General features: G+C 72.3%; 19 protein-coding genes. 7 read left to right on the forward strand and 12 right to left on the reverse strand.

Annotated features, from left to right (window positions below; genetic code table 11):
* Positions 1–8: 8 nt before the first annotated feature.
* Positions 9–524: a VOC family protein gene (locus tag BM430_RS15355; RefSeq protein WP_093568131.1), complete on the forward strand. Its 516-nt coding sequence runs from the start codon at positions 9–11 to the stop codon at positions 522–524.
* A gap of 260 nt (positions 525–784) precedes the next feature.
* Positions 785–1,897 (forward strand): alkene reductase, encoded by a 1,113-nt coding sequence (locus BM430_RS15360; protein ID WP_093568132.1) that lies wholly within the window; start codon positions 785–787, stop codon positions 1,895–1,897.
* A gap of 13 nt (positions 1,898–1,910) precedes the next feature.
* On the opposite strand, the gene BM430_RS15365 is transcribed toward BM430_RS15360, so the two are convergent.
* From BM430_RS15365 to BM430_RS15375, 3 genes are all read right to left on the reverse strand, one after another.
* Complete coding sequence (locus BM430_RS15365) at positions 1,911–4,784, reverse strand: ATP-binding protein (protein ID WP_093568133.1); 2,874 nt, start codon at positions 4,782–4,784, stop codon at positions 1,911–1,913.
* Positions 4,785–5,140: 356 nt separating this feature from the next.
* Entirely contained in the window at positions 5,141–5,923 is a 783-nt protein-coding gene (hpaH, locus tag BM430_RS15370) for a 2-oxo-hept-4-ene-1,7-dioate hydratase (RefSeq protein WP_093568134.1), read from the reverse strand.
* Between the two features lie 33 nt (positions 5,924–5,956).
* Positions 5,957–6,841: a dioxygenase family protein gene (locus tag BM430_RS15375; RefSeq protein WP_093568135.1), complete on the reverse strand. Its 885-nt coding sequence runs from the start codon at positions 6,839–6,841 to the stop codon at positions 5,957–5,959.
* A 431-nt stretch (positions 6,842–7,272) separates the two neighbouring features.
* On the opposite strand from BM430_RS15375, the gene BM430_RS15380 reads away from it, so the two are divergent.
* On the forward strand, positions 7,273–7,965 hold the full coding sequence (locus BM430_RS15380) for a GntR family transcriptional regulator (protein WP_093568136.1): 693 nt from the start codon (positions 7,273–7,275) through the stop codon (positions 7,963–7,965).
* 66 nt (positions 7,966–8,031) lie between these two features.
* Positions 8,032–8,841: a sugar phosphate isomerase/epimerase family protein gene (locus tag BM430_RS15385; RefSeq protein ID WP_093568137.1), complete on the forward strand. Its 810-nt coding sequence runs from the start codon at positions 8,032–8,034 to the stop codon at positions 8,839–8,841.
* A gap of 95 nt (positions 8,842–8,936) precedes the next feature.
* On the opposite strand, the gene BM430_RS15390 is transcribed toward BM430_RS15385, so the two are convergent.
* The gene (locus BM430_RS15390) at positions 8,937–9,929 is read right to left on the reverse strand and encodes a DUF808 domain-containing protein (RefSeq protein WP_093568138.1); all 993 of its coding nucleotides are present in this window, start codon (positions 9,927–9,929) and stop codon (positions 8,937–8,939) included.
* Between the two features lie 293 nt (positions 9,930–10,222).
* Between BM430_RS15390 and BM430_RS15395 the strand changes: the two genes are divergently transcribed.
* A complete protein-coding gene (locus tag BM430_RS15395; protein ID WP_093568139.1) occupies positions 10,223–11,689 on the forward strand; it encodes an 8'-apo-carotenoid 13,14-cleaving dioxygenase in 1,467 nt (488 codons plus the stop codon).
* Positions 11,690–11,725: 36 nt separating this feature from the next.
* Here BM430_RS15395 and BM430_RS15400 read toward each other — a convergent pair whose 3' ends face one another.
* Positions 11,726–12,406, reverse strand: a complete 681-nt coding sequence (locus tag BM430_RS15400) for a class I SAM-dependent methyltransferase (protein ID WP_093568140.1) — start codon at positions 12,404–12,406, stop codon at positions 11,726–11,728.
* 356 nt (positions 12,407–12,762) lie between these two features.
* Here BM430_RS15400 and BM430_RS15405 point away from each other — a divergent pair, with 356 nt between their 5' ends.
* Complete coding sequence (locus BM430_RS15405; RefSeq protein ID WP_093568141.1) at positions 12,763–13,428, forward strand: response regulator; 666 nt, start codon at positions 12,763–12,765, stop codon at positions 13,426–13,428.
* Positions 13,429–13,470: 42 nt separating this feature from the next.
* Here the strand turns inward: BM430_RS15405 and BM430_RS15410 are convergent, their stop codons facing one another.
* The 4 genes from BM430_RS15410 to ptsP all read right to left on the reverse strand — a co-directional run bounded on the left by BM430_RS15410 (position 13,471) and on the right by ptsP (position 19,749).
* A complete protein-coding gene (locus BM430_RS15410; RefSeq protein WP_093568142.1) occupies positions 13,471–14,169 on the reverse strand; it encodes an autoinducer binding domain-containing protein in 699 nt (232 codons plus the stop codon).
* Between the two features lie 146 nt (positions 14,170–14,315).
* On the reverse strand, positions 14,316–16,034 hold the full coding sequence (locus BM430_RS15415) for a PTS fructose transporter subunit IIC (protein WP_093568143.1): 1,719 nt from the start codon (positions 16,032–16,034) through the stop codon (positions 14,316–14,318).
* A gap of 233 nt (positions 16,035–16,267) precedes the next feature.
* On the reverse strand, positions 16,268–17,209 hold the full coding sequence (gene pfkB, locus BM430_RS15420; RefSeq protein ID WP_093568144.1) for a 1-phosphofructokinase: 942 nt from the start codon (positions 17,207–17,209) through the stop codon (positions 16,268–16,270).
* On the reverse strand, positions 17,206–19,749 hold the full coding sequence (gene ptsP, locus BM430_RS15425; RefSeq protein WP_093568145.1) for a phosphoenolpyruvate--protein phosphotransferase: 2,544 nt from the start codon (positions 19,747–19,749) through the stop codon (positions 17,206–17,208). Before ptsP ends, pfkB begins: the two co-directional genes overlap by 4 nt.
* Positions 19,750–19,926: 177 nt before the next feature.
* Between ptsP and BM430_RS15430 the strand changes: the two genes are divergently transcribed.
* Positions 19,927–20,910 (forward strand): LacI family DNA-binding transcriptional regulator, encoded by a 984-nt coding sequence (locus BM430_RS15430; RefSeq protein ID WP_093568146.1) that lies wholly within the window; start codon positions 19,927–19,929, stop codon positions 20,908–20,910.
* A 12-nt stretch (positions 20,911–20,922) separates the two neighbouring features.
* On the opposite strand, the gene BM430_RS15435 is transcribed toward BM430_RS15430, so the two are convergent.
* The 3 genes from BM430_RS15435 to BM430_RS15445 form a co-directional block, all read right to left on the reverse strand.
* Positions 20,923–21,303, reverse strand: a complete 381-nt coding sequence (locus BM430_RS15435) for a cell division protein ZapA (RefSeq protein WP_093568147.1) — start codon at positions 21,301–21,303, stop codon at positions 20,923–20,925.
* Between the two features lie 73 nt (positions 21,304–21,376).
* Positions 21,377–21,664, reverse strand: a complete 288-nt coding sequence (locus BM430_RS15440) for a DUF4164 domain-containing protein (protein ID WP_048451520.1) — start codon at positions 21,662–21,664, stop codon at positions 21,377–21,379.
* Between the two features lie 167 nt (positions 21,665–21,831).
* Complete coding sequence (locus BM430_RS15445) at positions 21,832–22,974, reverse strand: GGDEF domain-containing protein (RefSeq protein ID WP_093568148.1); 1,143 nt, start codon at positions 22,972–22,974, stop codon at positions 21,832–21,834.
* Between the last annotated feature and the right edge of the window lie 463 nt (positions 22,975–23,437).

Here is a 23,437-nt window from a genome sequence, read left to right on the forward strand (position 1 = left end):
AGAGAGCGATGTCCTATCATCCCGTTCCGGTGACGCATGTCGGCCTGACCGTCACCGACATCGAGGCAGCCACGGCGTGGTACACCAAGGCCTTCGCCTGCCGGCACATCATCGGGCCCCTCCACGTCCGGCACGACGGCTCGCATATCGGCGAGGTGTTCAAGGGGATCTTCGGCGACCGCTTCGAGGAGGGATACGTGTCCCACCTCGCCACCGCGAACGGGGTGGGGATCGAACTGTTCGAGTTCGTCACGCCGAAGTCGGAATCCGTGGACGACAACTTCCGCTACTGGAAGACCGGCGTCTTCCACTTCTGCCTGGTCGACCCGGACGTCGAGGGCCTGACGCGGCGGATCGCCGAGATGGGCGGCAAGCAGCGCTCCAAGGTCTGGACGCTGTTCGAGGGCGAGCCGTTCAAGGCCGTCTATTGCGAGGATCCCTGGGGCAACCTGATCGAGGTCTACTCGCACTCGACCGAGCTCATGTACGCCAACCGGAGCGACGCGGCCGCCCGGGCGGAGTGAGGCCCTGTTTAGCCTGAGCGACGGTCTTGACACCCTCCGCGTCATCCCGGGGCCGCGCAGCGGAACCCGGGATCCATAACCGCCGACGGTACAAGACCTGGCGAAAAGCCTTCCGCTTCATCCCGAAACGTCGGCGGTTATGGATCCCGGGTTCTCGACTTCGCCGAGCCCCGGGATGACGTGGAGAGTTGGCGGTCTGTGGGCAGAATTGGTTGATTTAATCAATCGAACAGTTCGTCAGGTAAGGAGAGACCCCGCGCATGCCGACCAATGCAGATCGTGACCTGTTCTCGCCGACGACGATCGGCGCCATCGACGTCGCCAACCGCGTCGCGATGGCCCCGTTGACGCGCTCGCGCGCCGGCATGGACGGCATCCATTCGGATCTCGCCGTCGCGTATTACCGGCAGCGCGCCTCGGCCGGCCTCATCGTCACCGAGGCGACCAACATCTCGCGGCAGGGGCGGGGCTACGCCTTCACGCCGGGGATCTACACGGAGGCGCAGGCCGAGGCGTGGTCGCGCGTGACCGCGGCCGTGCACGAGGCCGGCGGGCGGATCGTCTGCCAGCTCTGGCATGTCGGGCGCATGTCGCATGTCAGCCTTCAGGAGAACGGCGAGGCGCCGGTCTCGGCCTCGGCCATCCAGGCCGGCGAACTCGTTTTCCTCGAAAGCCGCACCCAGGCACCTCCCTCGATGCCGCGCGCGCTGCGGACCGACGAGATCCCCGGCGTGATCGACGATTACCGGCGCGCCGCGTCCCTGGCGAAGCAGGCGGGCTTCGACGGGGTCGAGGTGCATTCCGCGAATTGCTACCTGCTCGACCAGTTCATCCGCGACAGCACGAACCGCAGGACGGACCGCTACGGCGGTGCGATCGAGAACCGCACGCGGCTCCCCATCGAGGTCGTCACGGCGGTGGCGGAGGTCTGGGGCGCCGACCGCGTCGGCCTGCGGCTCTCGCCGATGACGCGGGCCGTCGGCGATACCCCGCTCGACAGCGACCCGCAGACGACCTACGGCCACCTCGCCCGGCGATTGGGAGAGCTCGGGCTCGCGTATCTCCACTGCGTCGAGGGGCAGACGCGCGGGCCGAACGGATCGTCCGCCTTCGACTACAAGGCGCTGCACGCCGCGTTCGGCGGGGCCTACATCGCCAATAACGGCTACGACCGGCACCTCGCGGTCGAGGCGGTCGCGTCCGGCTACGCCGACATGATCGCCTTCGGCCGTCCGTTCATCGGCAATCCCGACCTGGTCGAGCGGCTGCGCCGACAGGCCCCCCTGGCGGAGGCCGACCCGGCGACATTCTACGGCGGCGGCGCCGAGGGTTACACCGACTATCCGGCATTGGATCAGGCGGCCGTCGCCTGATCGAGGGGCGGCGTCAGGCCAGGGAGACCGGCCCGTCCTTGCCGATGTCCGCCTCGCCGGCGAGGCGGGCGCGCGCGGCCCTGAGATCGGGCGTGTCGAGCGCCGCGTCGAAGTTGCCGAGGATGACCGCGAGGGCCGCGCGGCCGCCGTAGCGCTCGTCCAGCGCGGCGAGGCTCATCGCCGCCCGTAAGTGCCACATCGCCGCTCCCTGCCGGCCGGCGAGATCCATCGCCTGCCGGAAGTGCCGCGCCGCGTCCGACGCGCCGGCATGGCCCGCGGAGGCGAGACGGATCTCGCCTCGGATGCGCAGCAGTTCCGGCCGGCACCAGGCTTCGCCGCCCTGCTCGGCGGCGGCGAGGGCGGCATCGATGCGGGACAGCGCGTCCGGAAGGCGGCCATGGGCCGCGAGGCCGGACGCCAAGGAGCCCAGATAGGCCGGGCGCCGCATCCGGAAGCCGATCTCCCCCATCTCGACGAGGGCATCCTCGAGGCGGTGCAGCCCGCCCGCATCGCCCCGGCGCAGGCTCACGATCGCCTCGAGGCCATCGGCGATGACCCGCCAGATCCGCATGGCGTGATGCGCGACGTGGTCTCCGAGCCGGGCGAGGCCGCGCTCGGCCTCGTCGAGGTCGCCGCCATGGAGCGCGATCGGGATCACCGTATGCGCCAGGGCGTTCGTGAGGGCGAAGGCCTGGCCGCCAGCTTCGGCCTCGGCGAGCGCGCGCCGCGCCGCCGCGACGGCGTGATCCGGCCGGCCCTGGAGCCACAGGACGTTCGCGAGCGTACCGCGCGCCGCGACCAGGCCGTGATCCTCCAGCCGCCGGCCGGGGCCGTCACGGCGCGCCGCACGCGCCAGGAGGCGGTCCGCCGCCTCGCGGGCCTCGTCGAGCCGGCCGAGATAGCGCAAAGCGGTGGCGGCTGGCCGGTCGACCGCCGCGCCGGCCGCGCGATCGCCGCCGGCCGCCGCCAGCGTCCCGATGCGCGTCGTCAGGGCGAGCGCGGCGCGATGATCGCCGGTCCAGGTCTCGAAATCGCACAGGCCCCAGAGCGCCCGCAGCTGGCCGTCGAGATCGGACAGCCGTTCGGCGCGGGCGAGCGCGCCGCGCCACAGCTCCGCGATCCGCGCGCTCGGACCCTCGACCTGCAGCAGGGCGGCGGCGAGCGACGCCCGCAGCGCGATCTCGTCCCGGTCTTCCGGACCGTCGGCGGGTGCGATTGTTGCCAGCGCCCGCTCGCTCGCCTCGATCCGCTCCTGGAGCAGCGAGAGCGTGTCCCACACCGCGAGCGCCGCGGCGGCCAGCGTCCGGCCGAGGGCGGGATCGCGCCGGTCGGTCAGGCACCAGTCGAGCGCGGCGCGGACGTTGTGCACGAGCGTGACCAGGTCCTCAGGTGGATCGGCGGCCGGCGGCACGCCCTTGCGGCCCGAGGCGTCGCGGCATTGCGCGAGGCAGAATTCCGCGTGCCGCTGGCGGACCGCATCGCCCTCGTGGCTCTCGGCGAGGCGCTGCAAGCCGTAATCCCGCGTCGTGTCGAGCAAATGGTAACGCGACGACGGCCCGGGGATTGCGACGACCAGCGACTTGGCGACGAGATCGGCCAGGTGGCTGATGCGGCGGCCCCTGCATTCGGTCCCGCCGACCGCGAGCGCCGCGTCGAGCGGGAAGACGCCGTGGAAGACGGACAGCCGTCGAAACAAGGCCTGCTCCTCCTCCGAGAGCAGCCCGTAGCTCCAATCCAGCGTCGCGGTCAGGCCGCGATGCCGGGGGTGACCCGCCCGCCGGCCGTCGTCCAGAATGTCCAGGCGCTCGCTCAGCACCCGAAGGAGGCCGCGGGGTCCGAACGCCCCGACCCGCGTCGCGGCGAGCTCCAGGGCCAGCGGCAGCCCGTCGAGGCGGCGGCAGATCTCGACGAGCGCCGGCGCGTCGTCGTCCCGTACGTCGAAGCCCGGAGCGGCCGCCGACGCGCGCGCGACGAACAGCGCGACGGCCGGGATCGTCAGGACGTCCCGCGCGGCGGGCGTCCCGTCCGCTGCCGGAACCGCCAGGGGGCGGAGGGGATGCACGCCCTCGCCGGCCACCCGGAGCGGCTCCCGGCTCGTTGCCAGCACGTGGGTTCGGGGCGCGGCGGTGGCGAGCAGGGTGGCCAGCCGGGCCGCCTGGTCGAGGGAGTTCTCGCAGCCATCGAGGACGAGCAGGCACTGCCGCTCCGCCAGGACCGCCGCCAGCGCGGCCTGAGGATCGTCCGCGTGGATGGCCATCCCCATCTCCTGGGCGAGCGCGCTCGCGAGGTAGCGGTCGCTGTCGACGACGCACAGGTCGACCATCCAGACCCCGTCCCGGAACTGCTCGACGACGCCGTGCCCCAGGGCCACGGCGAGGCTGGTCTTGCCGACGCCGCCGGGACCCGTGATCGTGATTAGCGGCCGCTGCAGCACATGCGTCGAGATCTCGGCGAGATCCTCCGACCGGCCGAGCAGGTCCGTCGGTCTCGGCAGGTTGTGGCGCCGGGCTGCGGCCGGGATCGGCACGGGCGGGACGATGGGCGGGACGATGGGCGCGACGTCGACGGGCGCGACGAAGCGGTACCCGTGTCCGCTCACCGTCGCGATGAACCGTCTCTCCGGGTCCCGTTCGTCGAGGGCGCGCCGGATCGCCGCGATGTTGACCTTCAGGTTGGACTCGTCGACCGTCGTCCGGGGCCAGGCGCGCCTGGTGAGGTCTTCCTTGTCGACGACCTGTCCTGCGCGTTCGACGAGCGCGGTCAGGATCGCCATCGGTCGCCCCCCGAGCCGGACGACCGTGTCGGCTCGCCAGAGCCGCTGCTCGGACGGGCTCAGGACGAAATCGCCGAAGATGTAGCGGACGGCCCTGCCTTCTCGCGGATCCATGCAGCTTTCGCCGTCGCCTGCCGGTTCACACTCGGAAACGGCACTGTCGCTCCACTGTTGGTTGCTGCACCGTCAGCACGTCGTCAAGGCCGGTCGTGTCCCTTGGAATGATGTCGTCGGCCAGGATCTCACGGGCGGGGGACCATCGGCGGTGGAAGGACCTCGTCGAAACCCGCCGACGTCATCCCGGGGCCGCGGAGCGGAACCCGGGATCCATCACCGCTGACGCTCCAGGATGAAGCGGGACGGTGCAAGCCCGGTTCTGCGCCGTCAGCGGTTATGGATCCCGGGTTCCGCTCCGCGGCCCCGGGATGACGTTGAGCGTTTCAATGCGGTCGGCCACCTCAAGCAGGCTCTCAGACGAAGGAGACGCCGATGGCACCGAGCGGGCCGTAATCCGCCTGGATCACGTCGCCCTTCCTGATGTCGACCGGACGGGTGAACGAGCCGCCGAGCACGATCTGCCCCTTCTTCAATCCCGCATCGACCGCTGCGAGCTTGTTGACCAGCCAGGCGATGCCGGCGGCCGGGTGGCCCATGATGGCGGCCGAGACGCCCGATTCCTCGATGATGCCGTTCTGCGACAGGGTCGCGCCGATCCAGCGCACGTCGACGTCGAAGGGCCGGACCGTGCGCCCGCCGACCACGATCGCCCCGAAGGCGGCGTTGTCGGCGATGGTGTCGACGATCGCCCGCGGCACCTCGGTGCGGTAGTCGATGATTTCCAGCGCCGGGACCACGAACTCGGTCGCCCGCATCACGTCGTAGATGCGGCAGCCCGGCCCCGACAGGTCCTCGCCCATGATGAAGGCGAGCTCGACCTCGAGCCGCGGCTTGATGAACAGGTCGGCGCGGATCTGCGCCCCGTCGTTGAACAAGGCGTCGTCGAGGATGCGGCCGTAATCCGGCTCGGTCATCTTCGAGGCCATCTGCATGGCGCGCGAGGTCAGCCCGATCTTGTGGCCGGCCAGCCGGGCGCCCGAGGCGATGCGCGCCTCGGCCCAGAGATCCTGGACGCGGTAGGCGTCCGCGATGTCCATGCCCGGGAACGTCTTGGAGAGAAGCGGGCAGGGCACCCGCTCGCGCTCGGCCTTGAGGATGGCCTCGGCGGCCTTGCGGTGGTCGTCGTCGCTCAGCACGGCTGTTCGCTCCGGAATGTCACTTGCAAGATTTCACTTGATCGGCGGGCGCGGCAGCACGGCCTCGCCGGACTCCATGACGTAGGTGTAGTCGAGGGAGTACCAGGGCTCCGACGCGTCCGGATGCGGCTCCTCGTGGCGGACGAAGTCACCGACGAGGGCCTTGGTCACGCCGAACTGCACGTCGGAGTCGATATGCGGGTCGTTGGCGTCGTAGACCTGCGAGATCAGCACCTTGAAGCCCGGCTTGACGATCAGGGCGTGCAGGTGGGCCGGGCGCATCGGGTGGCGACCCTGAGCCGCCAGCAGCCGGCCGACGACCCCGTCGGTGGGGATGGGGTAGCCGATCATCATCACCGTACGGAACCAGAACCGGCCCTCGTCGTCGGTGGTGAACTTGCCGCGCAGGTTCATCTCGGCCTGCTCGGGATCCTGGTTCTCGTAGAGGCCGACCGGCGAGGCGTGCCACACGTCGACCTCCGCTCCCGCGATCGGCCGGCCCTCGCCGTCGAGCACGCGGGCGTTGACGAAGAGCGGGTCGCCCGGCGTGTCGGAGCGCACGATCGTGCCGCCATTCTCGACCCGCGGCGCGTTGAGGCGCCAGAACGGCCCGAGCAGCGACTGCGAGGTCTCGGTGTTGCCGTGGTCGCCGTTGTTCAGGAGGCAGACGAGGGACGACACGCCGAGTGAGCCGGCCATCAGCACGAACTCGTTGTGGGTGTCGGAGGCGAGCGCCCCGATCTCGTTGAGGATCGCCGTGGCGTCGCGGAACTCGGCCTCGGTGAGGCGCACGTCGCGGACGAAGCCGTGCAGGTGGGTGATGAGCGAGGTCATGATCTCGCGCAGGCGGGGGTCGCGCGTCCGCGCCATGACCTTCAGTACGGCCGGCGTTACGTCCTGCTGGCGCTCAATGCGCATGGCTTTCCGCCTCTCTGAAACCGCATCCTGGTCCCATATCATCGATTATTCGTCAAGAAGCGATTGTTGTCATGGGGCTTCGGCGCTTCGCGTGGGGCGACGGATGCTGCGGAAGCGCGCCCGTGACCGTGGTTGCCCGAAGGGGGACGGATGCTCGCAAGAAGTAAAAACCGATCAAGGGACTCAGAAGTCGGATATTTTCGCCGAACCGAAGCCGCTGGTGGGGGCTCGTCCATGTCGAGGATTCAGGTGCGTTCCGGCATCCGCCAGGACAGACGGGATCACCCTGATTGACAAGGAAAATCGTTTTTCATACGGATCGTCGACGAAGTGCAGGATCGCCTGTTTGGAGGGAAGCCGCCTTGACCGAGGCCAGGAGCCGACGCGCTGCGGGCGACCGGGACGGGCTTCGGCCTGCCCCCGCAGCGGCCATGCCGGGCCTCGCCCTGGTCGACGACGGCAAGAACACGATGGCGAGCCAGCTCGTCGACCGGCTGCGCGAGGCGATCGTCTCCGGCCAGCTCGAAGCGGGCAGCAAGATCAACCTGGAACGCGCCCGCGCGAGCTTCGGGGTTTCCCTCAGCCCGCTGCGGGAGGCGCTCGCCCGGCTGATCTCCGACGGGCTCGTGGTCTTCGAGGACAATCGCGGCTACCGCGTCGCGCCGGTCTCGCTCTCGAACCTGGCGGAGATCACCCGGCTGCGCGAGGAGTTCGAGATCCTGGCCCTGCGCCAGGCGATCGCGATCGGCACCGTGGACTGGGAGGGCGACGTGATGCGGGCCCTCCACCGCATGAACCGGATCGCGCGGGACCCGGAGCAGCCCGACACGCTGGAGCGGTGGGAGGCGTATCACCGGGAGTTCCACCTCACGCTGATCGCCGGCTGCCGCATGCCGCTGCTGCTCAACTTCTGCGGCGTGCTGCTCAGCCTGAACGACCGCTACCGGCGCTCGTTCCTGCGCCGCACGCCCGGCGGCGACCGGACCATCGCCCAGGAGCATAGCGAGATCGCGCAGGGCGCGGTCGCGCGGGACGCCGACTTCGCCTGCGACCGCTTGCGCGAGCACATCCACCGCACGGGCACCAACCTCCGGCGGCACCTCGCCGACACGCTCGCTCCTTGAGCGGACGAGCATCCCCGCCCTGTCCGCGCGCGACCGCCCCGCGATCCCCACCTTCGAGCGATCACCATGCACGCCTCGTCCGACTGGCCGCTCGGCCTCGCCCACTTCACATGCATCGGGGTGACGCCCGTCGATCTCGTCCGGCTCGGCGCCCGGACCGGCTGCGCCGCGGTGGGCCTGCGCCTCTACCCCGCCTTCCCGGGGGCGCCGTTCTACGCGCTGCCGGCCGGGAGCGACGTGTTTCGTGAGATGCGCCGGGCGCTCGCCGACGAGGGGATGCGCGTCCACGACATCGAGTTCGTCACGCTGTCCGAGGATTTCGTGCCGGCCTCGCTCGCCGGCATGCTCGAATCCGCCGCGGGGCTCGGCGCCCGGCGCCTGAGCGTGTGCGGCGACGACCCCGATCGCCCGCGCCTCGTCGCCCGCTTCGCCGAGCTCTGCGACCTCGCGGCCGGGTTCGGCCTGGGCGTCGACCTCGAATGCATGGCCTGGCGGCAGGTCGCCAGCCTGCCCGATGCCGTCCGGGTGGTCGAGGCCGCCGGCCGGCCGAATGGCGGCGTCCTCGTCGACGCGCTCCACCTCGCCCGGACCGGTGGCTCGCCCGAGGACGTGCGCGCCGTACCGCCCGGCCTGATCCGCCACGCGCAGCTCTGCGACGCTCCGGCCGAGGCGCCGCGATCGACGGACGCGATCATCCAGGAGGCCCGGGCCGGGCGCCTGCCCCCGGGCGACGGGGCGTTGCCGCTGCGGGCGCTGGTCGCAGCGTTGCCGGCGACGGCCTCCCTGTCGATCGAGGTGCCGATCACCGGCGCCACCGCGCCCGAGGACCACGTGCGGGCGAACCTGGCGGCGGCCCGGCGGCTCCTCGCGGGCTGACGGCCTGCGGGCGCGGCCACTTCCCTCACCGGACCCGGGACGGAGCCCGCGCGGCGCCGGCGGCGGTCTCTCGTGACGCGACGCGGTGCGACACCTCAGGCGGCACGATGGCGTGACCGCGCGAGGCTCTGCCATGCCGGCACCAGAACGAAGCCGGTGATCGGGATCAGGAGACCGCCGACGACCAGGCCGACGAGCCCTGAGGCCGTCGCCGTGACCAGCCACTCCACCAACCCCCCGGCTGCCGGAAGCAGCGCCGCGACGTGGGTGGCGGCCCCGTGGATCGCGTGGGCCGGACCCGACAGGCCGTAGCCCTCCAGGCCGTGGATCAGGATGCCGCCGCCCACCCAGATCATCGCGGCCGTGCCGACGATGCCCAGCAGCTTGAGCAGGCCGGGCATGCCCTTCACCACGGCGCGTCCGACGCCCCGGCTGAGTCGTCCGAGAGGCGAGGGCGAGGCATTGCCGGCGAGGGCAAGGCCTGCATCGTCGGCCTTCACGATCAGGGCGACGGCGCCGTAGACGGCCGCGGTGATGCCCACGGCCACGATCGCCAGGACGGCGGCCCGCATCCAGAAGCTCCCCTCCGGAATGGCCGCGAGGGTGATCGCCATGATCTCCGCGGAGAGGATGAAGTCGGTCTTGATGGCGCTCGCGACGCGTCGGTCCTCCAGCGTCCGGTCCGCTCCCGGGCCGGCTCCGAGCCGGTCCTCGTGGGCATGGGCCTGGTGGGGGACGAGGGCTTCGTAGACCTTCTCGGTCCCCTCGTAGCAGAGATAGGCGCCGCCCAGCATGAGCAGCGGGGTGATCGCCCAGGGAGCCAGGGCGCTGAGCGCGAGCGCGCCCGGCAGCAGGATCAGGAGCTTGTTGCGCAGGGAGCCCACCGCGATCCGGGCGACGATGGGCAATTCCCGGTCGGCCGCGAAGCCGACGACGTAGCGCGGCGTGACCGCGGCATCGTCGATGACGACGCCGGCGGCCTTCGCACCCGCCTTGCTGGCCTGCCCGGCGATGTCGTCGAGGGAGGCCGCGGCCGTCTTGGCGAGGGCCGCGACATCGTCCAGCAGGGCGATCAGTCCGATGCTCACAGGTCCTCCGTGGCGTGATGACGTCTCTGAGGTGACGTGCGAGAGCCTCGTTTAATCCCGGATTCCCGGAACGGCGCTGCCGGACGGCGTCGCGGGCGGTGCGCCGGCGCCACTGACGGGCCCGCTGCGTCCCTGTGGGCACTGAGCAAGGCGCGACGCTTTTCGGTATCCTCGGACATGATCATCCTCCCGGCCGGCCCGCGCGTCGGCCCTTCGGTCCTCCTCCGGCGGCCCGAGGGCGGGCCCGTCGCGACGACGGTCCGGCCCGTCATCCGATCCGGAGATCGCCGCTGATGTCGAAGCGAATCGAGTCGGCTGTGCGGGCCGCCGCCGAGGTCGGCGTCGGCCTGTGGGCGGCCTGCAACCGGCTGCGGCTGCCCGGTGCGCCAAATCCCTTCGTGGTCGGAATCCACGAACCGATGCGCGAGGAGCTGACCCTCCAGGACCTGCCCGTCGCCGGGACGATCCCGCCCGGCCTCGACGGCCTCTACCTCAAGATGGGGGCCAATCCCGTCCGCCCGGCGAGGCGGGGCCACGACTGGTTCCTCGGCGACGGCATGGTGCACGGTCTCGCGATCGAGGGCGGCCGGGCTTTGTGGTACCGCAACCGCTGGATCGGATCGCGCCACGCCGCCGCGGCGCTCGGACGGCCGCCCGCCCCCGGGCCGCGGCGGGGCGACGACACCGTCAACACCAACGTCGTCGAGATCGGCGGCCGGATCTTCGCGGTCGTCGAGGCCGGTAGCACCCCCGTCGAGCTCTCGCGGACCCTGGACGACCAGCGCTACAACCCGTTCGACGGGACGCTCGCCGGCTCCTTCACCGGGCATCCGCACCGCGATCCCCTGACCGGCGAGACCCACGCGATCGCCTATGACGGCCGCGTCTGGGACCGCGTCCGCCACGTCGTCCTCGGGCCGGCCGGGCAGGTCGTGCGCGACAGGCCCGTGGCGGTCGAGCACGGCCCCTGCATCCACGACTGCGCGATCACCGCGCGCTTCGCGATCGTGCTCGACTTGCCGGTCACGTTCTCGTTCGGGGCGCTGCTCGCCGGCTACCGCTTCCCGTTCCGCTGGAATTCCGGCCACCGGGCCCGGGTCGGCCTGCTGCCCCGGCGGGGCGACGGCGCCGACATTCTCTGGTGCGAGGTCGAGCCCTGCTTCGTGTTCCACACCGCCAACGCCTACGACGACGCCGACGGGCGGGTGATCCTCGACGTCGTCGCCTACGACACGGTGTTCACCGCGGCCGGGGGCGGGTTCGACGGCCCGGGCCGGCTCGAGCGCTGGACCATCGATCCCGCGACGCGGCACGTCGCCCGGCGGGTGCTCGATCCGGCGGCGCAGGAATTCCCCCGCATCGACGAGCGGCGCTTCGGGCAGCGCCACCGCCTCCTCTACACGGTCAGCGTCCCGGCCGACGGCAACACGCAGCTCGCCGGGGCGACGCAGCTCTACCGGCACGACCTGGAGACGGGCGAGCGCCGGGTGCACGATTTCGGGGCCGGCCGGATCCCGGGCGAGTTCGTCTTCGTGCCGGCGAACCCCGAGGCCGGCGAGGACGAAGGCTGGCTCGTCGGGCTCGTCATCGACGCTGCGCGCGACACGACGGACTTCGTCGTCCTCGACGCGCGATCCTTCGAGGCGCCGCCCGTCGCTGCGATCCGCCTCGGGCACCGGATCCCGCCGGGCTTCCACGGCAACTGGTTCCCCGCCCGCGCGCCGGGCGAGAGGGCCGGAGCCGGCGCTGCCGGCCCGTGACGCCCGCGCGGCCGCATCCGCCGCGGCCGGGGTTCCTCAAGCCGCCGGAACCCGGCCGATCACCGCCGTCATCGGGTCGCCCGGACCGCCCTCGGGCCGCAGCGCCCATCCCTCGATGCGGGTGAAGCCGGCGCGTTCGAGATACAGGCCGACGAGCTGGACCTGGCCCGCGACGTCGAGGCCGTGCCAGATGGCCACCGCCTTGGTCGGGAAGCAGCGGTTCGAGAACGAGATCACCACCGGGGCGCCAGGGCGCAGCACGCGGGCGACCTCGGACAGGACGGCCACCGGCCGCTGCAGGTACTGCACCGAGACGCAGATCAGGGCGGCGTCGACGCTCGCCGCGTCGAGGGGCAGGTGCGGCGCGGCGTTGAGATCCTGCACGAAACGCCGGGTCAGGCGCGGGTTGGCGGCGAGCTCCGCGGCGTTCAGGCCGTGGCCGACGACGCTGGCATAGGCGACCTCCTCCGGCAGGTGGCTGACCCAGCTCGACATCAGGTCGAGGACGGCGCCGCCCGGCGGGATCACCTCCCGGTACAGGTCGGTCACCGCCGCGATCGCGGCGGCGTCGATATGGGTCACGAAGCGGGGGTGTTCGTAGAACAGCGGATCGGGCGTGCGGTCGCGCTTCGCGAAGGCTTCCGGCGGCAGGTCCGGCAGATCCCGGTCCGGTCGATCGTGATCCGGTGGATTTTGGTTCGGTGAATTTCGGGCCATCGTCGGGTACGCCTCCGGGTCGGGCGGCGCGCCGACCGCGGGGGCCGGTGCGAGCGTTGCGGGTCGGGACGAGGGTAGGGGGCGCCCGGCGAACTCCCAGGGCGGGCGTCGACGGTGCCGCATTCGCACGATGACGCGGATGGCGGCCGGCTCGTGCCGGGGGATCCGGTTCGGATGGGCATGTCCCGGGGCGGAAGACCGCCGGCGCGGGCGTGGCGCCCTGCGCAATCGACCACGGGCGGACCGGCGTGGAGAACGCACACCCTCCGGTTTCAACCCCGCCAAAAAAAGCTATAGAGACAAAAGAAGTAGGCCGAGAAGCGCCAAGGAGCGCGGGTGCCGTGGCGGGGAGTGCGTTGGGTTCCGAGACCACCATCGTCGTCGCGGACGACCACCCGCTCTTTCGCGGTGCGCTGCGCGGCGCCGTGACGGCGATCATGCCCGGCGCCCGGATCATCGAGGCGAGCGGGCTCGAACCGCTGACGGCGATCCTCGACCGGGAGCCCGAGATCGACCTCGTGCTGCTCGATCTCACGATGCCGGGGGTGCAGGGCTTCTCCGGCCTGATCTACCTGCGGGCGCAGCACCCGGCGATCCCCGTGGTGATCGTCTCGGCCAACGAGGACCCGGTGGTGATCCGCCGCGCCCTCGATTTCGGCGCCGCCGGCTTCATCCCGAAATCCCTCGAGGTCGACCGCATCGGCGAGGCGATCGGGCAGGTGCTGGCCGGCGGCAACTGGTCGCCGCCGGACATCGAGTTGTCGGCCTCCGAGGACAAGGAGACGGCCGACCTGATGCGCCGCCTCGCCACCCTGACGCCGCAGCAGGTGCGGGTGCTGATGATGCTGTCCGAGGGCCTGCTCAACAAGCAGATCGCCTACGAGCTCGGCGTCTCGGAGGCGACCGTGAAGGCCCACGTCTCGGCGATCCTGCAGAAGCTCGGCGTCGAGAGCCGCACCCAGGCGGTGATCGTCTCCTCGCGCATCGGCGCGACGCTGAAGCCCCCGGCCGGGGTCGAGTGATACAGTCGCCGGACGATTCCTTCCGGAATTCGTATCATCGGCTCACGCGGCGTCCGAGCGAAGCCGAAATCCGCATTGCGTGAGCGATCCGACAGGATCGCCCGAAGCGACCAATCGGATCTCGCATGAAGTCTCCCGGTCGGTCCCGCCGGCGATATTCCCCGCGCGGCACGCGACGTCGCGCGTCCGGCACGGCGTCGCCCCGCCCGGGCGGCTGGGCCTCGCCGGCACGGCCGGGCCGAGGCGGCGCGAGGCGAGGTGGGCGTAGATCCCCAGGAGATGCAGCCCGGCCCGGGCCTCCTCCGACAGGTCCATCCGCGGCGCGCCGAAGGAGGCGACGCTCTCGGTGCCGTCGATGTCGTGGATCGGCACGCAGAAGCCGTCGCCGAGGCCGAAGGCGCGGGCCTCGTCCATGATCCGCCGGGCCAGGACCGCGCCGGGCTCGATCGCGACCTCCGACCACCGGAACGGCTCGGTGGTGCGCCGCACATGCGCCGCCACCGGATCGTGCCGGACGTAACCCCGCGCGACGTAGCGCGACGCCCATTCCGCCGGCCAGTGCATCAGCAGCAGCCGCTCGGGCAGGGTCTCGCCGGCGCGCTGCGGCAGGCCCGCGATGGCGAAATGCTCGTAGCCGAAGATCCCGCCGGCGCGGATCAGGATCGCCGCGATCTCGGCCGTGCTCTGCGCCGCCTTCACCGTCTGGACCAGGTCCAGCGTGACCTGCCCGATCACCGTCATGCCGCCGCGTAGTCCAATCCGACACAAGTCAAGCAACGACCCGCGGGAGCGCGGGCGAGCATCCTCATCTATCAGGAAAAGGCACGGGCGGCGACGATCCGAAGGGCTGGGGCCGTGTCGGATCGTCGCCGCGGGAATGCGGCTGGTCAGGCCGCCCGCTTCTTGAACACGCCCACCAGCACGGCGGTGATGACGGTGCCGGCGACGAGGGCCACCACGGCGCCGAGCACCGGGGTGATGGCGTTCGGGATCGGCAGCACGAACAGGCCGCCATGGGGGACGCGGAGCGCCACCCCGAGGGTCATCGACAGGGCGCCCGCCACCGCCGAGCCGGCCACCAGGGCCGGGATCACCCGCAGGGGATCGGCGGCCGCGAAGGGGATCGCCCCCTCAGTGATGAAGGCCGCGCCCAGAACCGCCGCGGCGCTGCCGGCCTCGCGCTCCGCTTCGCTGAAGCGGCCGGGGAAGAGCCGGGTGGCCAGCGCGATGCCGAGCGGCGGGGTCATGCCGGCGAGCATCACGGCGGCCATCGGGGCATAGATGCCCGAGGAGATCAGCGCGGCGGAGGAGGCGTAGGCCGCCTTGTTGATCGGCCCGCCCATGTCGACCGCCATCATGGCGCCGAGGATCAGGCCGAGCAGCAGCGCGCTCGCGCCCTGCATACCCTTGAGCCAGCCGGTGAGCGCGGCCAGCAAAGCCGCCACCGGCACGCCGACGACGTAGACCATCAGGAGGCCGGTCACGAGCGTGCCGAGGAGCGGCAGGATCAGGACGGGCTTGAGGCCCTCCAGGTTCTTCGGCAGGCGGATGTGGCGGCTCAGGAACGACACGGTGTAGCCGGCGATGAAGCCCGCCACGATGCCGCCGAGGAAGCCGGCGTTGAGGTTCGCCGCCAGCATGCCGCCGATCATCCCCGGGGCGATGCCGGGCCGGTCGGCGATCGAGTAGGCGATGTAGCCGGCGAGCGCCGGCACGATCAGCGCGAAGGCCGCCTTGGCGCCGATCTCGCCGAGGGCAAAGCCCAAGCTCCCCTTGTTCTCCGGCGACATCGCGTCGATGCCCCCGAAGGCGAAGGCGAGCGCGATCAGGAGGCCGCCCGCCACCACGAAGGGCAGCATGAACGACACGCCGGTCATCAGGTGCTTGTAGGCGCCGGCCTTCTTCTCGGCGGCGGCCGGGCGCGCGGGGCCGGATTCGGATGCGGCCTCGCCCTGCAGCTCGGCGTCCTTCAGGGCGGTGGCGATCAGCCCCTTGCCGTCGCGGATCGCCGCCTTGGTGGTGGTGGCGTAGACCCGCTTGCCGGCGAAGCGCCCGCGATCGACCCCGGTATCGGCGGCGATGAGCACGATGTCGGCCGCCGCGATCTCGTCGGGCGTCAGGGCATCGCGGGCGCCGACGGAGCCTTGCGTCTCGACCCGCACCGCGTGGCCCAGCGCCTGCGCGGCGGCCTGGATGCCTTCCGCCGCCATGAAGGTGTGGGCGATGCCGGTCGGGCAGGAGGTGATGGCGACGATGCGCCTGGGCCCGCCCGTCTCCGGCGCAGCGCCCGGCTTCGCGCCGGGGCTTCTGCCCGCGAGCGCGCGGTCGATCACCCCGTCGACGTCGGTGAGCACGTCCTCGATCGCCGCCTTGGCGCGGCTCAAGGCGCCGAACCGGCCCTCGCCGAGATCGCCGGTCCCGACGAGGAGCACCGCGTCGGCGCCCTGGATCGCGCCCTCGCTCAAGGGCGCGCCGGTCGCGCCGCGGCCGCGGAGTTCGAGGTCGAGGCGCTGGTTGCGCCGCCCCGCCGCCCGGCGCAGGGCCTCGGCCGCCAGCACCGCGTGGGTGCTGAGATCGCCGCCGACGACGGCCACCAAGTGGGTCATGGGGGTGTTCCTCCTGGGATGTGTTGTGGTTGCCGGACGAAGCGATCTTCGATTGGGTTGGAGTTCATTCTTGGGTCCCGCTCACGACCTCATCCTGAGGTGTCAGTCGATTGAAAATCGACTGACCTCGAAGGAGGGCTCCAGAGATCGCAGTGACTTCTGGAGGCCTCCTTCGAGGCTCCCTTCGGTCGCACCTCAGGATGAGGTCGTGGGTGGGATGGTGTTTGGCTAAATCACGCCGGCAATTGGCGGATCTCGATGTCCTTCGCGATCGCCGCGACCGCCTCGCGCCCCGGCAGGTTGGCCCCCGCCCGGGTCAGCTTGCCGGCGGCGAAAGCCAGCGCCAGGCGGGCGGTGTCGCCGAGGCTCAGATCCGCGCAGAGGCCCGCCACCAGCCCGGCCACCAGGGCGTCGCCAGCCCCGACGGTGCTCGCCACCTCCATCGCCGGCGGGAGCGCATGCAGCGCCTCCCCGTCGCGCACGAACACTGCGCCGTCCGCGCCCAGCGACACCACGACGAGCGGAATGCCGCGCGCCACCAGGCCTCGCGCCGCCGCCACCACGTCGTCGAGGGCGGGGAGGGGGCGGCCGGCCCATTCCTCCAGCTCGTGCCGGTTGGGCTTGACCGCGTCGGGCAAGATCTCGGCAACGAGAGCCGCCGTGAGCGCCGGGCCGGAGGCGTCGAGCAGCACACGGGCGCCCCGGGCCTTCAGCTCCGCCGTGAGCTGGGCGTAGAGCCCGGGCGCCGCGCCCGCCGGCAGGCTCCCGGCGAGAACCGCGAGCGTGTCCGGGCCGGCAGCCTCGGCGAGGAGCGCCCGCACCGCCCGCAGGGTCGCGGGGTCGAGGGCGAGGCCCGGCAGGTTGACGTCGGTGGTGCCGGCGGGATCGACGAGCTTCAGGTTGGTGCGGGTCTCGCCCGGCACCCAGACGAAGCGGTCCTCGATGCCCTTGGCGATGAACAGGGCCTCGAAGGCGGCGGCGTTGCCGGAGCCGAGCACCCCGGCGGCGGCGACCGGCACGCCCCAGTCGGCGAGGCAGCTCGCCACGTTGATGCCCTTGCCGCCGGCATCGTCGCGCACCGCGCGGGCGCGGTGGACCTCGCCCGGCGCCAGCCGGTCGAGTGTGACGGTGCGGTCGATCGCCGGGTTGAGGGTGAGGGTGAGGACGCGGGTCACCGGTGCGCCTCCGAACGGTCGAGGGCCCGCACCGACGCGGCGTCGGGTTGCGCGCAGGCCTCGTCGGCGAGCGCCTTCAGCTCGGTGAGCGAGGCGGCGCGCAGGCGCGCCTTCACCGCCGGCAGGTCGCGGGGGGTCATCGAGAGCTCGTGCACGCCGAGGCCCGCGAGCAGCCCGGCCCCGAACGGATCGCCGGCGATGCCGCCGCAGACCCCGACATAGCGCCCGTGCCGGGCGGCGCCCTCGCAGGTCATCCGCACCAGGCGCAAAACCGCCGGGTGGAGCGAATCGGCCTCCGGTGCCAGCTCGGTGTTCTGGCGGTCGATGGCCAGCGCGTACTGCGTCAGGTCGTTGGTGCCGATCGAGAAGAAGTCGCAATGGGCCGCCAGCGCGTCGGCCTGGATCGCCGCCGCCGGCACCTCGATCATGATGCCGAGCGGCACGTCCGGCGCGCCGATCTCGGTCCGGATCCGCTCGCAGGCCGCGCGCAGGGCCGTGACCTCGGGGACCGAGGTGATCATCGGGAACATGATCGAGAGCGGCGCGTCCTTGCCGGTCGGGGCGTCCGCCGGCAGGCAATCCTTCGCGGCGCGGTAGAGGGCGCGTAGCTGCGGCTCCATCAGGTCGGGCCGGCGCAGGAGCAGCCGGGCGCCGCGCACGCCGAGGAAGGGGTTCTCCTCCTTCGGCAGGGCGAGGTGGGGCACCTGCTTGTCGCCGCCGATATCGAGGGCGCGCACGATCAGCGGGCGGCCGGCGAGCGCCTCCAGCATCGCCCGGTAGGTGGCGTACTGGTCGTCCTCGTCCGGGGTGTCGCCGCGCTCCAGGAACAGGAACTCGGTCCGCATCAGGCCGACGCCCTCGGCGCCCTGCGACAGGGCGAAGGGCACCTGGTCGGGCGTGTTGACGTTGGCGCCGATGGCGAGGGCGTGCCCGTCGCGGGTGCGGGCCGGCAGGCCGCGCTCGCGGGCCTCGGCCTCCTGCGTCGCCCTCAAGGATTCGTGCCAGGCCTGCGCCGAGGCGAGGTCGCGCTCGCTGGGATCGACGTAGAGCCGCCCGGTGGTGCCGTCGAGGATCGCCCGCTGGCCCGCGGCCAGAGCGAGCAAGCCGGGACCGGCCGCCACCACCGAGGGGATGCCCAGGGTGCGAGCGAGGATCGCGGTGTGGGAGGTCGGACCCCCCTGCGCCGTCGCGAGCCCGAGCACCCGGGCCGGATCGAGCCCGGCGGTGTCGGAGGGCGCGAGGTCGGGGCTCAAGAGGATGCAGGGCTCGTCCGGGAGGGCGTGGCCGGACCGGAGTGCGGGATCGATCTGCGCCAGCACCCGGCGGCCGACGTCGCGCAGATCCGCCGCGCGGGCGGCGAGGACCGGGTTGCCCAGAGCCGAGAGCTGGCCGGCCATCCGCTCCACCGCCTGGTTCCACGCGAAGGCGACGCCGTGGCCCTCGACCATCAGCTGGCAGGCCAGCGTGATCAGGTCGGTGTCGGCGATGAGGTCGGCTTGCGCCTTGAAGATTCCCGCATCGGCCTTGCCGAGGCGCCGGCCGGTATCGTCGGCGAGGGCCTTGAGCTGCGCCGCGGTCGATTCGAGCGCCGCGTGCAGCCGGTCGCCGCCGCGGGTCAGCGGCTCGGGCTCGTCCGGCACCGCCACCTCGGTGGGGCCGAGGACGTGGATCGGCCCGATGGCGAGGCCCGGGCTCGCGCCGATGCCGGGGATCACCTGGCAGGCATCGACCGGGTTCCAGCCCGCCACCGGGGCCGCGGCCTTGGCGGCGGCCTCCGCCGCGCGGGCGGCGGCCGCCTTCTCGCCGGCCGACAGGCCGGTGACCACGGCCTTGAGCCGGGCCAGCGCCGCCGGCGCGTCGTCGCCCTCGGCGGAGATCACCGCCTCGTCGCCGGCGCGCAGGCCGAGCTGGAGCAGCGAGATGAGGTTCTTGGCATCCGCCACCTCGGCGCCGTGGCGGACCTGGATCCGGGCGGGGCTGGTGCGGGCCGCCTCGACCCAGGCCGAGGCCGGGCGGGCATGCAGGCCGGTGGGATAGTCGACGGTCCAGGTAAAGCGCTGGGCGAGGTCGGCGGCCGGGCCGGCGCTCCCCGACGCGGCGTCCTCGGCCAGCGCCGCGGCGATCTCGGCGGCGTCGGTCGTGGTGCGCAGGCGCTCGAGCCGGGCCTCGTCCTGGATCAGCCGGGTGAGGCGGCGCAGGACCGTGATGTGGGTGTCGGACTGGGCGGCGATCGCCACCACCAGATGGGCGTCCTGCCCGTCGTGCCAGGCGACGCCGCCGGGCACCTGGAGCACCGCGAGGCCGCTCTCGCGCACCAGGGCGCGATCGTCGACCATGCCGTGCGGGATCACGACGCCGTGGCCGAGATAGGTGTTCGCCACCTCTTCCCGGCGCAGCATGCTGGCCTCGTAGGCCGGGTCGATGCAGCCGGCGGCGACGAGGAGCTGAGCCGCCTCGCGGATGGCGGCCTCCTTGGTCGAAGGGGAGGCGGCGGTGCGGATCAGGACGCGCGGCGTCAGCGGCGGTGTCGGCGCGAGCATGGCGGGCTTCCTCCCGGAAAGCGTTCGGGTTTTCCTTGTCGTCTATGAAAACGTTTTCATTGACCGCGTCAAGCGGCAATCTGCGGCTCGCTCGCGACACGGCCGGTGTCAGGACTTGCGCAGGGCGCGTCTGGCTGTCACAACAGGTGTAACGAGGCTGAAAACGTTTTCGAGGCGATGACCGTCGGCATCCGTGACGTCGCCCGCGCGGCGGGCGTTTCCACCGCGACCGTGTCGCGGGCGCTGGGCAAGGGCCCGGTCAGCGACGCCCTGCGCGAGCAGGTCGAGGCGGCGGTGCGGGCGACCGGCTACCGTCCGAACCTGTCGGCCCGCCGCCTGCGCTCGCAATCGGCCCAGACCATCGGGCTCATCGTCGCCGACATCCGCAACCCGTTCTTCACTGCGGTCAGCCGGGCGGTCGAGGATGCGGCCTACCAGGCCGGGATGCGGCTGATCCTGTGCAACACGGGCGAGGATGCCGAGCGCGAGGCCCTGTACCTGCGCCTGATGCAGGAGGAGCGGGTCACCGGCGTCGTCTTCGCGCCGACCCGCCGCACCGCCGAGCGGCTGCGGCCGGAGGACTTTTCCTTCCCCCTGGTGCTGATCGACCGCACCGGCCCGCCCGGCGGCCATGACGGGGTGGTGCTCGACAACGTGGCGGCGGGCGCGGCCCTGGTCGACCACCTGGTGGAGCAGGGCTATTCCCGTATCAGTGGGCTGTTCGGCTCCACCAGCTCGACCGCCGAGGAGCGCCGCGACGGCTACCTCGCGGCGATGCGCCGGCACGGGCTCGCGCCGCAGATGCGCACCGTGCCGCCCGAGGCCGAGCCGGCGCAAGCCGAGGTGGCGCGCTGGCTCGCCGAGCCGGAGGTCCCCGAGGCCCTGATCGTCTCGAACGGCCTGATCCTGATGGGGGCGGTGCGGGCGGCCCGCGCGGCGGGCGTCGCCTGGCCCGGCGGGATCGCGCTCGCGGGGTTCGACAACGAGCCCTGGACCGAGCTGGTCGAGCCCGGCCTGACGGTGATCGAGCAGCCCGTCGCCGAGATCGGCGCCCAGGCGATCGGCCTCCTGTTCGACCGGCTGAAGACCCCCGGCCAGCCGGTGCGCAAGGTGGTGCTCAGCGGGCGGCTGATCGCCCGGGGCTCGACGGCGCGGCGGTGATTGCGGGCGGCCTCAGCCGCCCTGCGCGCCTCCGGGTACCGGCCCCAGGCGCCGCGCCAGCCGCTCGATCCGCTCCGCCGTGCGCTGCACGGTCTCGGCGAGGCGCGCTTCGGAAGCCTCGCGCTCGGCGCTGCCGGCATCGGTGGATTCGCGCAAGGATGCGGTCTCGCGCTCCATCGCCTCCATCCGGCGCTTGGTCTCGGCCAGCTCGTCGGCGAGGGTGAGCGCCGCCATCACGTGCAGGCGCATGTCGCCGATCTCGCCGAAGGCCTTGCGCATGTCGCCGATGCGGGAGTCGAAGCTCGCGGCCAGCCCTTCGAGGTGGCGCTCCTCGCCCTCGCCGCAGGCCATGCGGTAGGTCTTGCCGGCGATGGTGACGGTCACTTGAGGCATGGGGTCACCTTGGGCACGGGTCCCGTCATCGAATGCGTGGAAGGCCGGCGCGGCAGCGGGGGTTTGCGAGCCGTCACCCCTCGCCCCGTTCGCCGGAGCGACCGAGCACGCCCTCGACGGTGCCGATGGCGCGGCCGAGGCGGTGGTCGACGTCCTCGGTCACCGACTGCATCTCGGCGAGGCGGGCGGTCGCGCCGTCGAGCTCCGCCGCGAGCCGGGCCCGGTCGTCGCGCATGATCTCCAGCTCGGTCTCGAGGTCGCTGTGGCTGCGCTCCGCGTCGAGCCGGCGCGCCACCGCGGATTCGAGCAGGGCCACCGAAGCTTCGAGGCGGCGCAGCGCTTCCTCCACCGCTGCGGTCATGCTCACCTCCGAAAAAAACGCCGCGACGAACGCCGACCGACAACCACGGATACTCGGCCGAAACCCTAAAGGTCCGGGGCCCGCGTCGCAATCGCCGTGCCGGCCGGCCCGGCGGGAACGGGGATGCCGCCCGGGTGAGGGGGGAATAACGGGGAGTGCGGGGACGATCACGCCGCCGCCGCCACCTCCAGCCGGTTCCGCCCGGCGGCCTTGGCCCGGTAGAGGGCGCGGTCGGCGGCCGAGAGCAGGGTGGGGAGGTCGCGGCTCTCGGTCCGCGCCGCGGCGAGCCCGATGCTGACGGTCGCCGGGATGCCGGGCCCGGCGCGGTCGAGCGCCGCCTCGGCGAAGCGGCGGGCGACGCCCTCGCCGACCTGCCGCGCCGCGGCGACGTCGAGCCCCGGCAGCAGGGCGGCGAATTCCTCGCCGCCGAGCCGGGCGACGAGGGCGTCCGGCCCGGCGGCCCGGCGGGCGGTGTCGGCGAAGAGCCGCAGCACCACGTCGCCGGCGGCGTGGCCGTGGCGGTCGTTGATCGCCTTGAAGTGGTCGAGGTCGAAGGCCAGCAGCGCGGCGGGGCGCTCGGCGAGGAGCCGCTCCCCGTCCTCGAAGAAGCCGTGGCGGTTCTGCAGGCCGGTGAGGTGGTCGGTGCGGGACGCCGCGACGGCCTGTGCCTGCGCCTCCTCGCGCACCAGCGCGATCAGCCCCATCGGCATCGCAACGGAGTAGAGCACGCCCTCGTACATCGTCACCTTGCCGAAGACCGGCAGCAGCCCCTCGCCGAAGATCGCCACGAGGGCCGGCGTCGCGACCCCCCGCACGAGGTAGAACAGGGCGTGCCCGCCCGCCACCGCGACCGCGACCTGCCGCGCGCGCAAGGACCGGGCGGTGCGGCTCTGCAGGAGCCGCCAGGCGGTCAGCCCGCAGGCCAGCGCGATCGGCAGCGAGCCGAGATAGTTCCAGAGCATGCCGGGCGCGCGCACCCCGACCGTGATCCACAGGAGGGCCAGGCCGGCGAGCACGGCGAGCGGCAGCCGCAGCCGCGCCCGCCCGTCGAGAAGGGCGACGCCGTGCAGGATCATCAGGTAGCCGGACACGATCAGCAGGTTGGCCAGCGCCGATCCCAGGACGCCCGGCAGGGCGGTCCGGTTGATCGCCATGACCAGGCCCGCCGCGAAGGCCAGGAAGGCGCCGGCCCAGATTCCGAGCTCGCGGGCCCGCCGCGGCTGGGCCTGGCGCTCCCACAGCATCGTCGCACCGGCGACCAGCACCGTGCCCACGATCAGGCAATAGAGGGTGTGAAGATCGATCTGCATCGTTGTCGTCACCTATACCTCTCGGCATACAGGTCGGCGACTGCAATCTTCGTTACGGGTCCGACTGTCTCCCGCCCGTTGCGCGAGCATGGTTAAAGATGTTCCACGCGATGTCCCGGCATCCGTGCCGGGCAGAATCGACGCGGCGAGCGGATGACGATCGCCACACGCGCGTGAACGGCGGGTCATCCACCGTAAAACCGCACGATGCTGCCGCATCGTGATCGCGGACGGGACGGTTTTCCCCAAGGCCCCGCCCGGGTTTGACACCTCCCGGCGCCATGATAGGAAGCCGGCGCCCCCGCCGGGCGGCTGTCGCCGGCGGATTGACAGAAATACGAGCCGCCGTGACGCTTCCCGTGCTCCCCGCCAGTGCCGTCCCCGCCGGGACGGCCGGCGTGTCCGGGACCACGGGCGGCGCGGCGGGCCATGCCGGCGAAGGCCGGCTTCTCTTCAGCATACA

It is taken from the genome of Methylobacterium sp. 174MFSha1.1, from assembly GCF_900116815.1.
Lineage (GTDB): Bacteria > Pseudomonadota > Alphaproteobacteria > Rhizobiales > Beijerinckiaceae > Methylobacterium.

What these genes read in the sequence shown, in the direction of transcription:
- BM430_RS15355 (WP_093568131.1), top strand. Translation starts at nt 9, where the DNA reads ATGTCCTATCATCCCGTTCCGGTGACGCATGTCGGCCTGACCGTCACC.
- BM430_RS15360 (WP_093568132.1), top strand. Translation starts at nt 785, where the DNA reads ATGCCGACCAATGCAGATCGTGACCTGTTCTCGCCGACGACGATCGGC.
- BM430_RS15365 (WP_093568133.1), bottom strand. Translation starts at nt 4,784, where the DNA reads ATGGATCCGCGAGAAGGCAGGGCCGTCCGCTACATCTTCGGCGATTTC.
- BM430_RS15375 (WP_093568135.1), bottom strand. Translation starts at nt 6,841, where the DNA reads ATGCGCATTGAGCGCCAGCAGGACGTAACGCCGGCCGTACTGAAGGTC.
- BM430_RS15380 (WP_093568136.1), top strand. Translation starts at nt 7,273, where the DNA reads ATGCCGGGCCTCGCCCTGGTCGACGACGGCAAGAACACGATGGCGAGC.
- BM430_RS15385 (WP_093568137.1), top strand. Translation starts at nt 8,032, where the DNA reads ATGCACGCCTCGTCCGACTGGCCGCTCGGCCTCGCCCACTTCACATGC.
- BM430_RS15395 (WP_093568139.1), top strand. Translation starts at nt 10,223, where the DNA reads ATGTCGAAGCGAATCGAGTCGGCTGTGCGGGCCGCCGCCGAGGTCGGC.
- BM430_RS15400 (WP_093568140.1), bottom strand. Translation starts at nt 12,406, where the DNA reads ATGGCCCGAAATTCACCGAACCAAAATCCACCGGATCACGATCGACCG.
- BM430_RS15410 (WP_093568142.1), bottom strand. Translation starts at nt 14,169, where the DNA reads ATGACGGTGATCGGGCAGGTCACGCTGGACCTGGTCCAGACGGTGAAG.
- BM430_RS15415 (WP_093568143.1), bottom strand. Translation starts at nt 16,034, where the DNA reads ATGACCCACTTGGTGGCCGTCGTCGGCGGCGATCTCAGCACCCACGCG.
- ptsP (WP_093568145.1), bottom strand. Translation starts at nt 19,749, where the DNA reads ATGCTCGCGCCGACACCGCCGCTGACGCCGCGCGTCCTGATCCGCACC.
- BM430_RS15430 (WP_093568146.1), top strand. Translation starts at nt 19,927, where the DNA reads ATGACCGTCGGCATCCGTGACGTCGCCCGCGCGGCGGGCGTTTCCACC.
- BM430_RS15435 (WP_093568147.1), bottom strand. Translation starts at nt 21,303, where the DNA reads ATGCCTCAAGTGACCGTCACCATCGCCGGCAAGACCTACCGCATGGCC.
- BM430_RS15440 (WP_048451520.1), bottom strand. Translation starts at nt 21,664, where the DNA reads ATGACCGCAGCGGTGGAGGAAGCGCTGCGCCGCCTCGAAGCTTCGGTG.
- BM430_RS15445 (WP_093568148.1), bottom strand. Translation starts at nt 22,974, where the DNA reads ATGCAGATCGATCTTCACACCCTCTATTGCCTGATCGTGGGCACGGTG.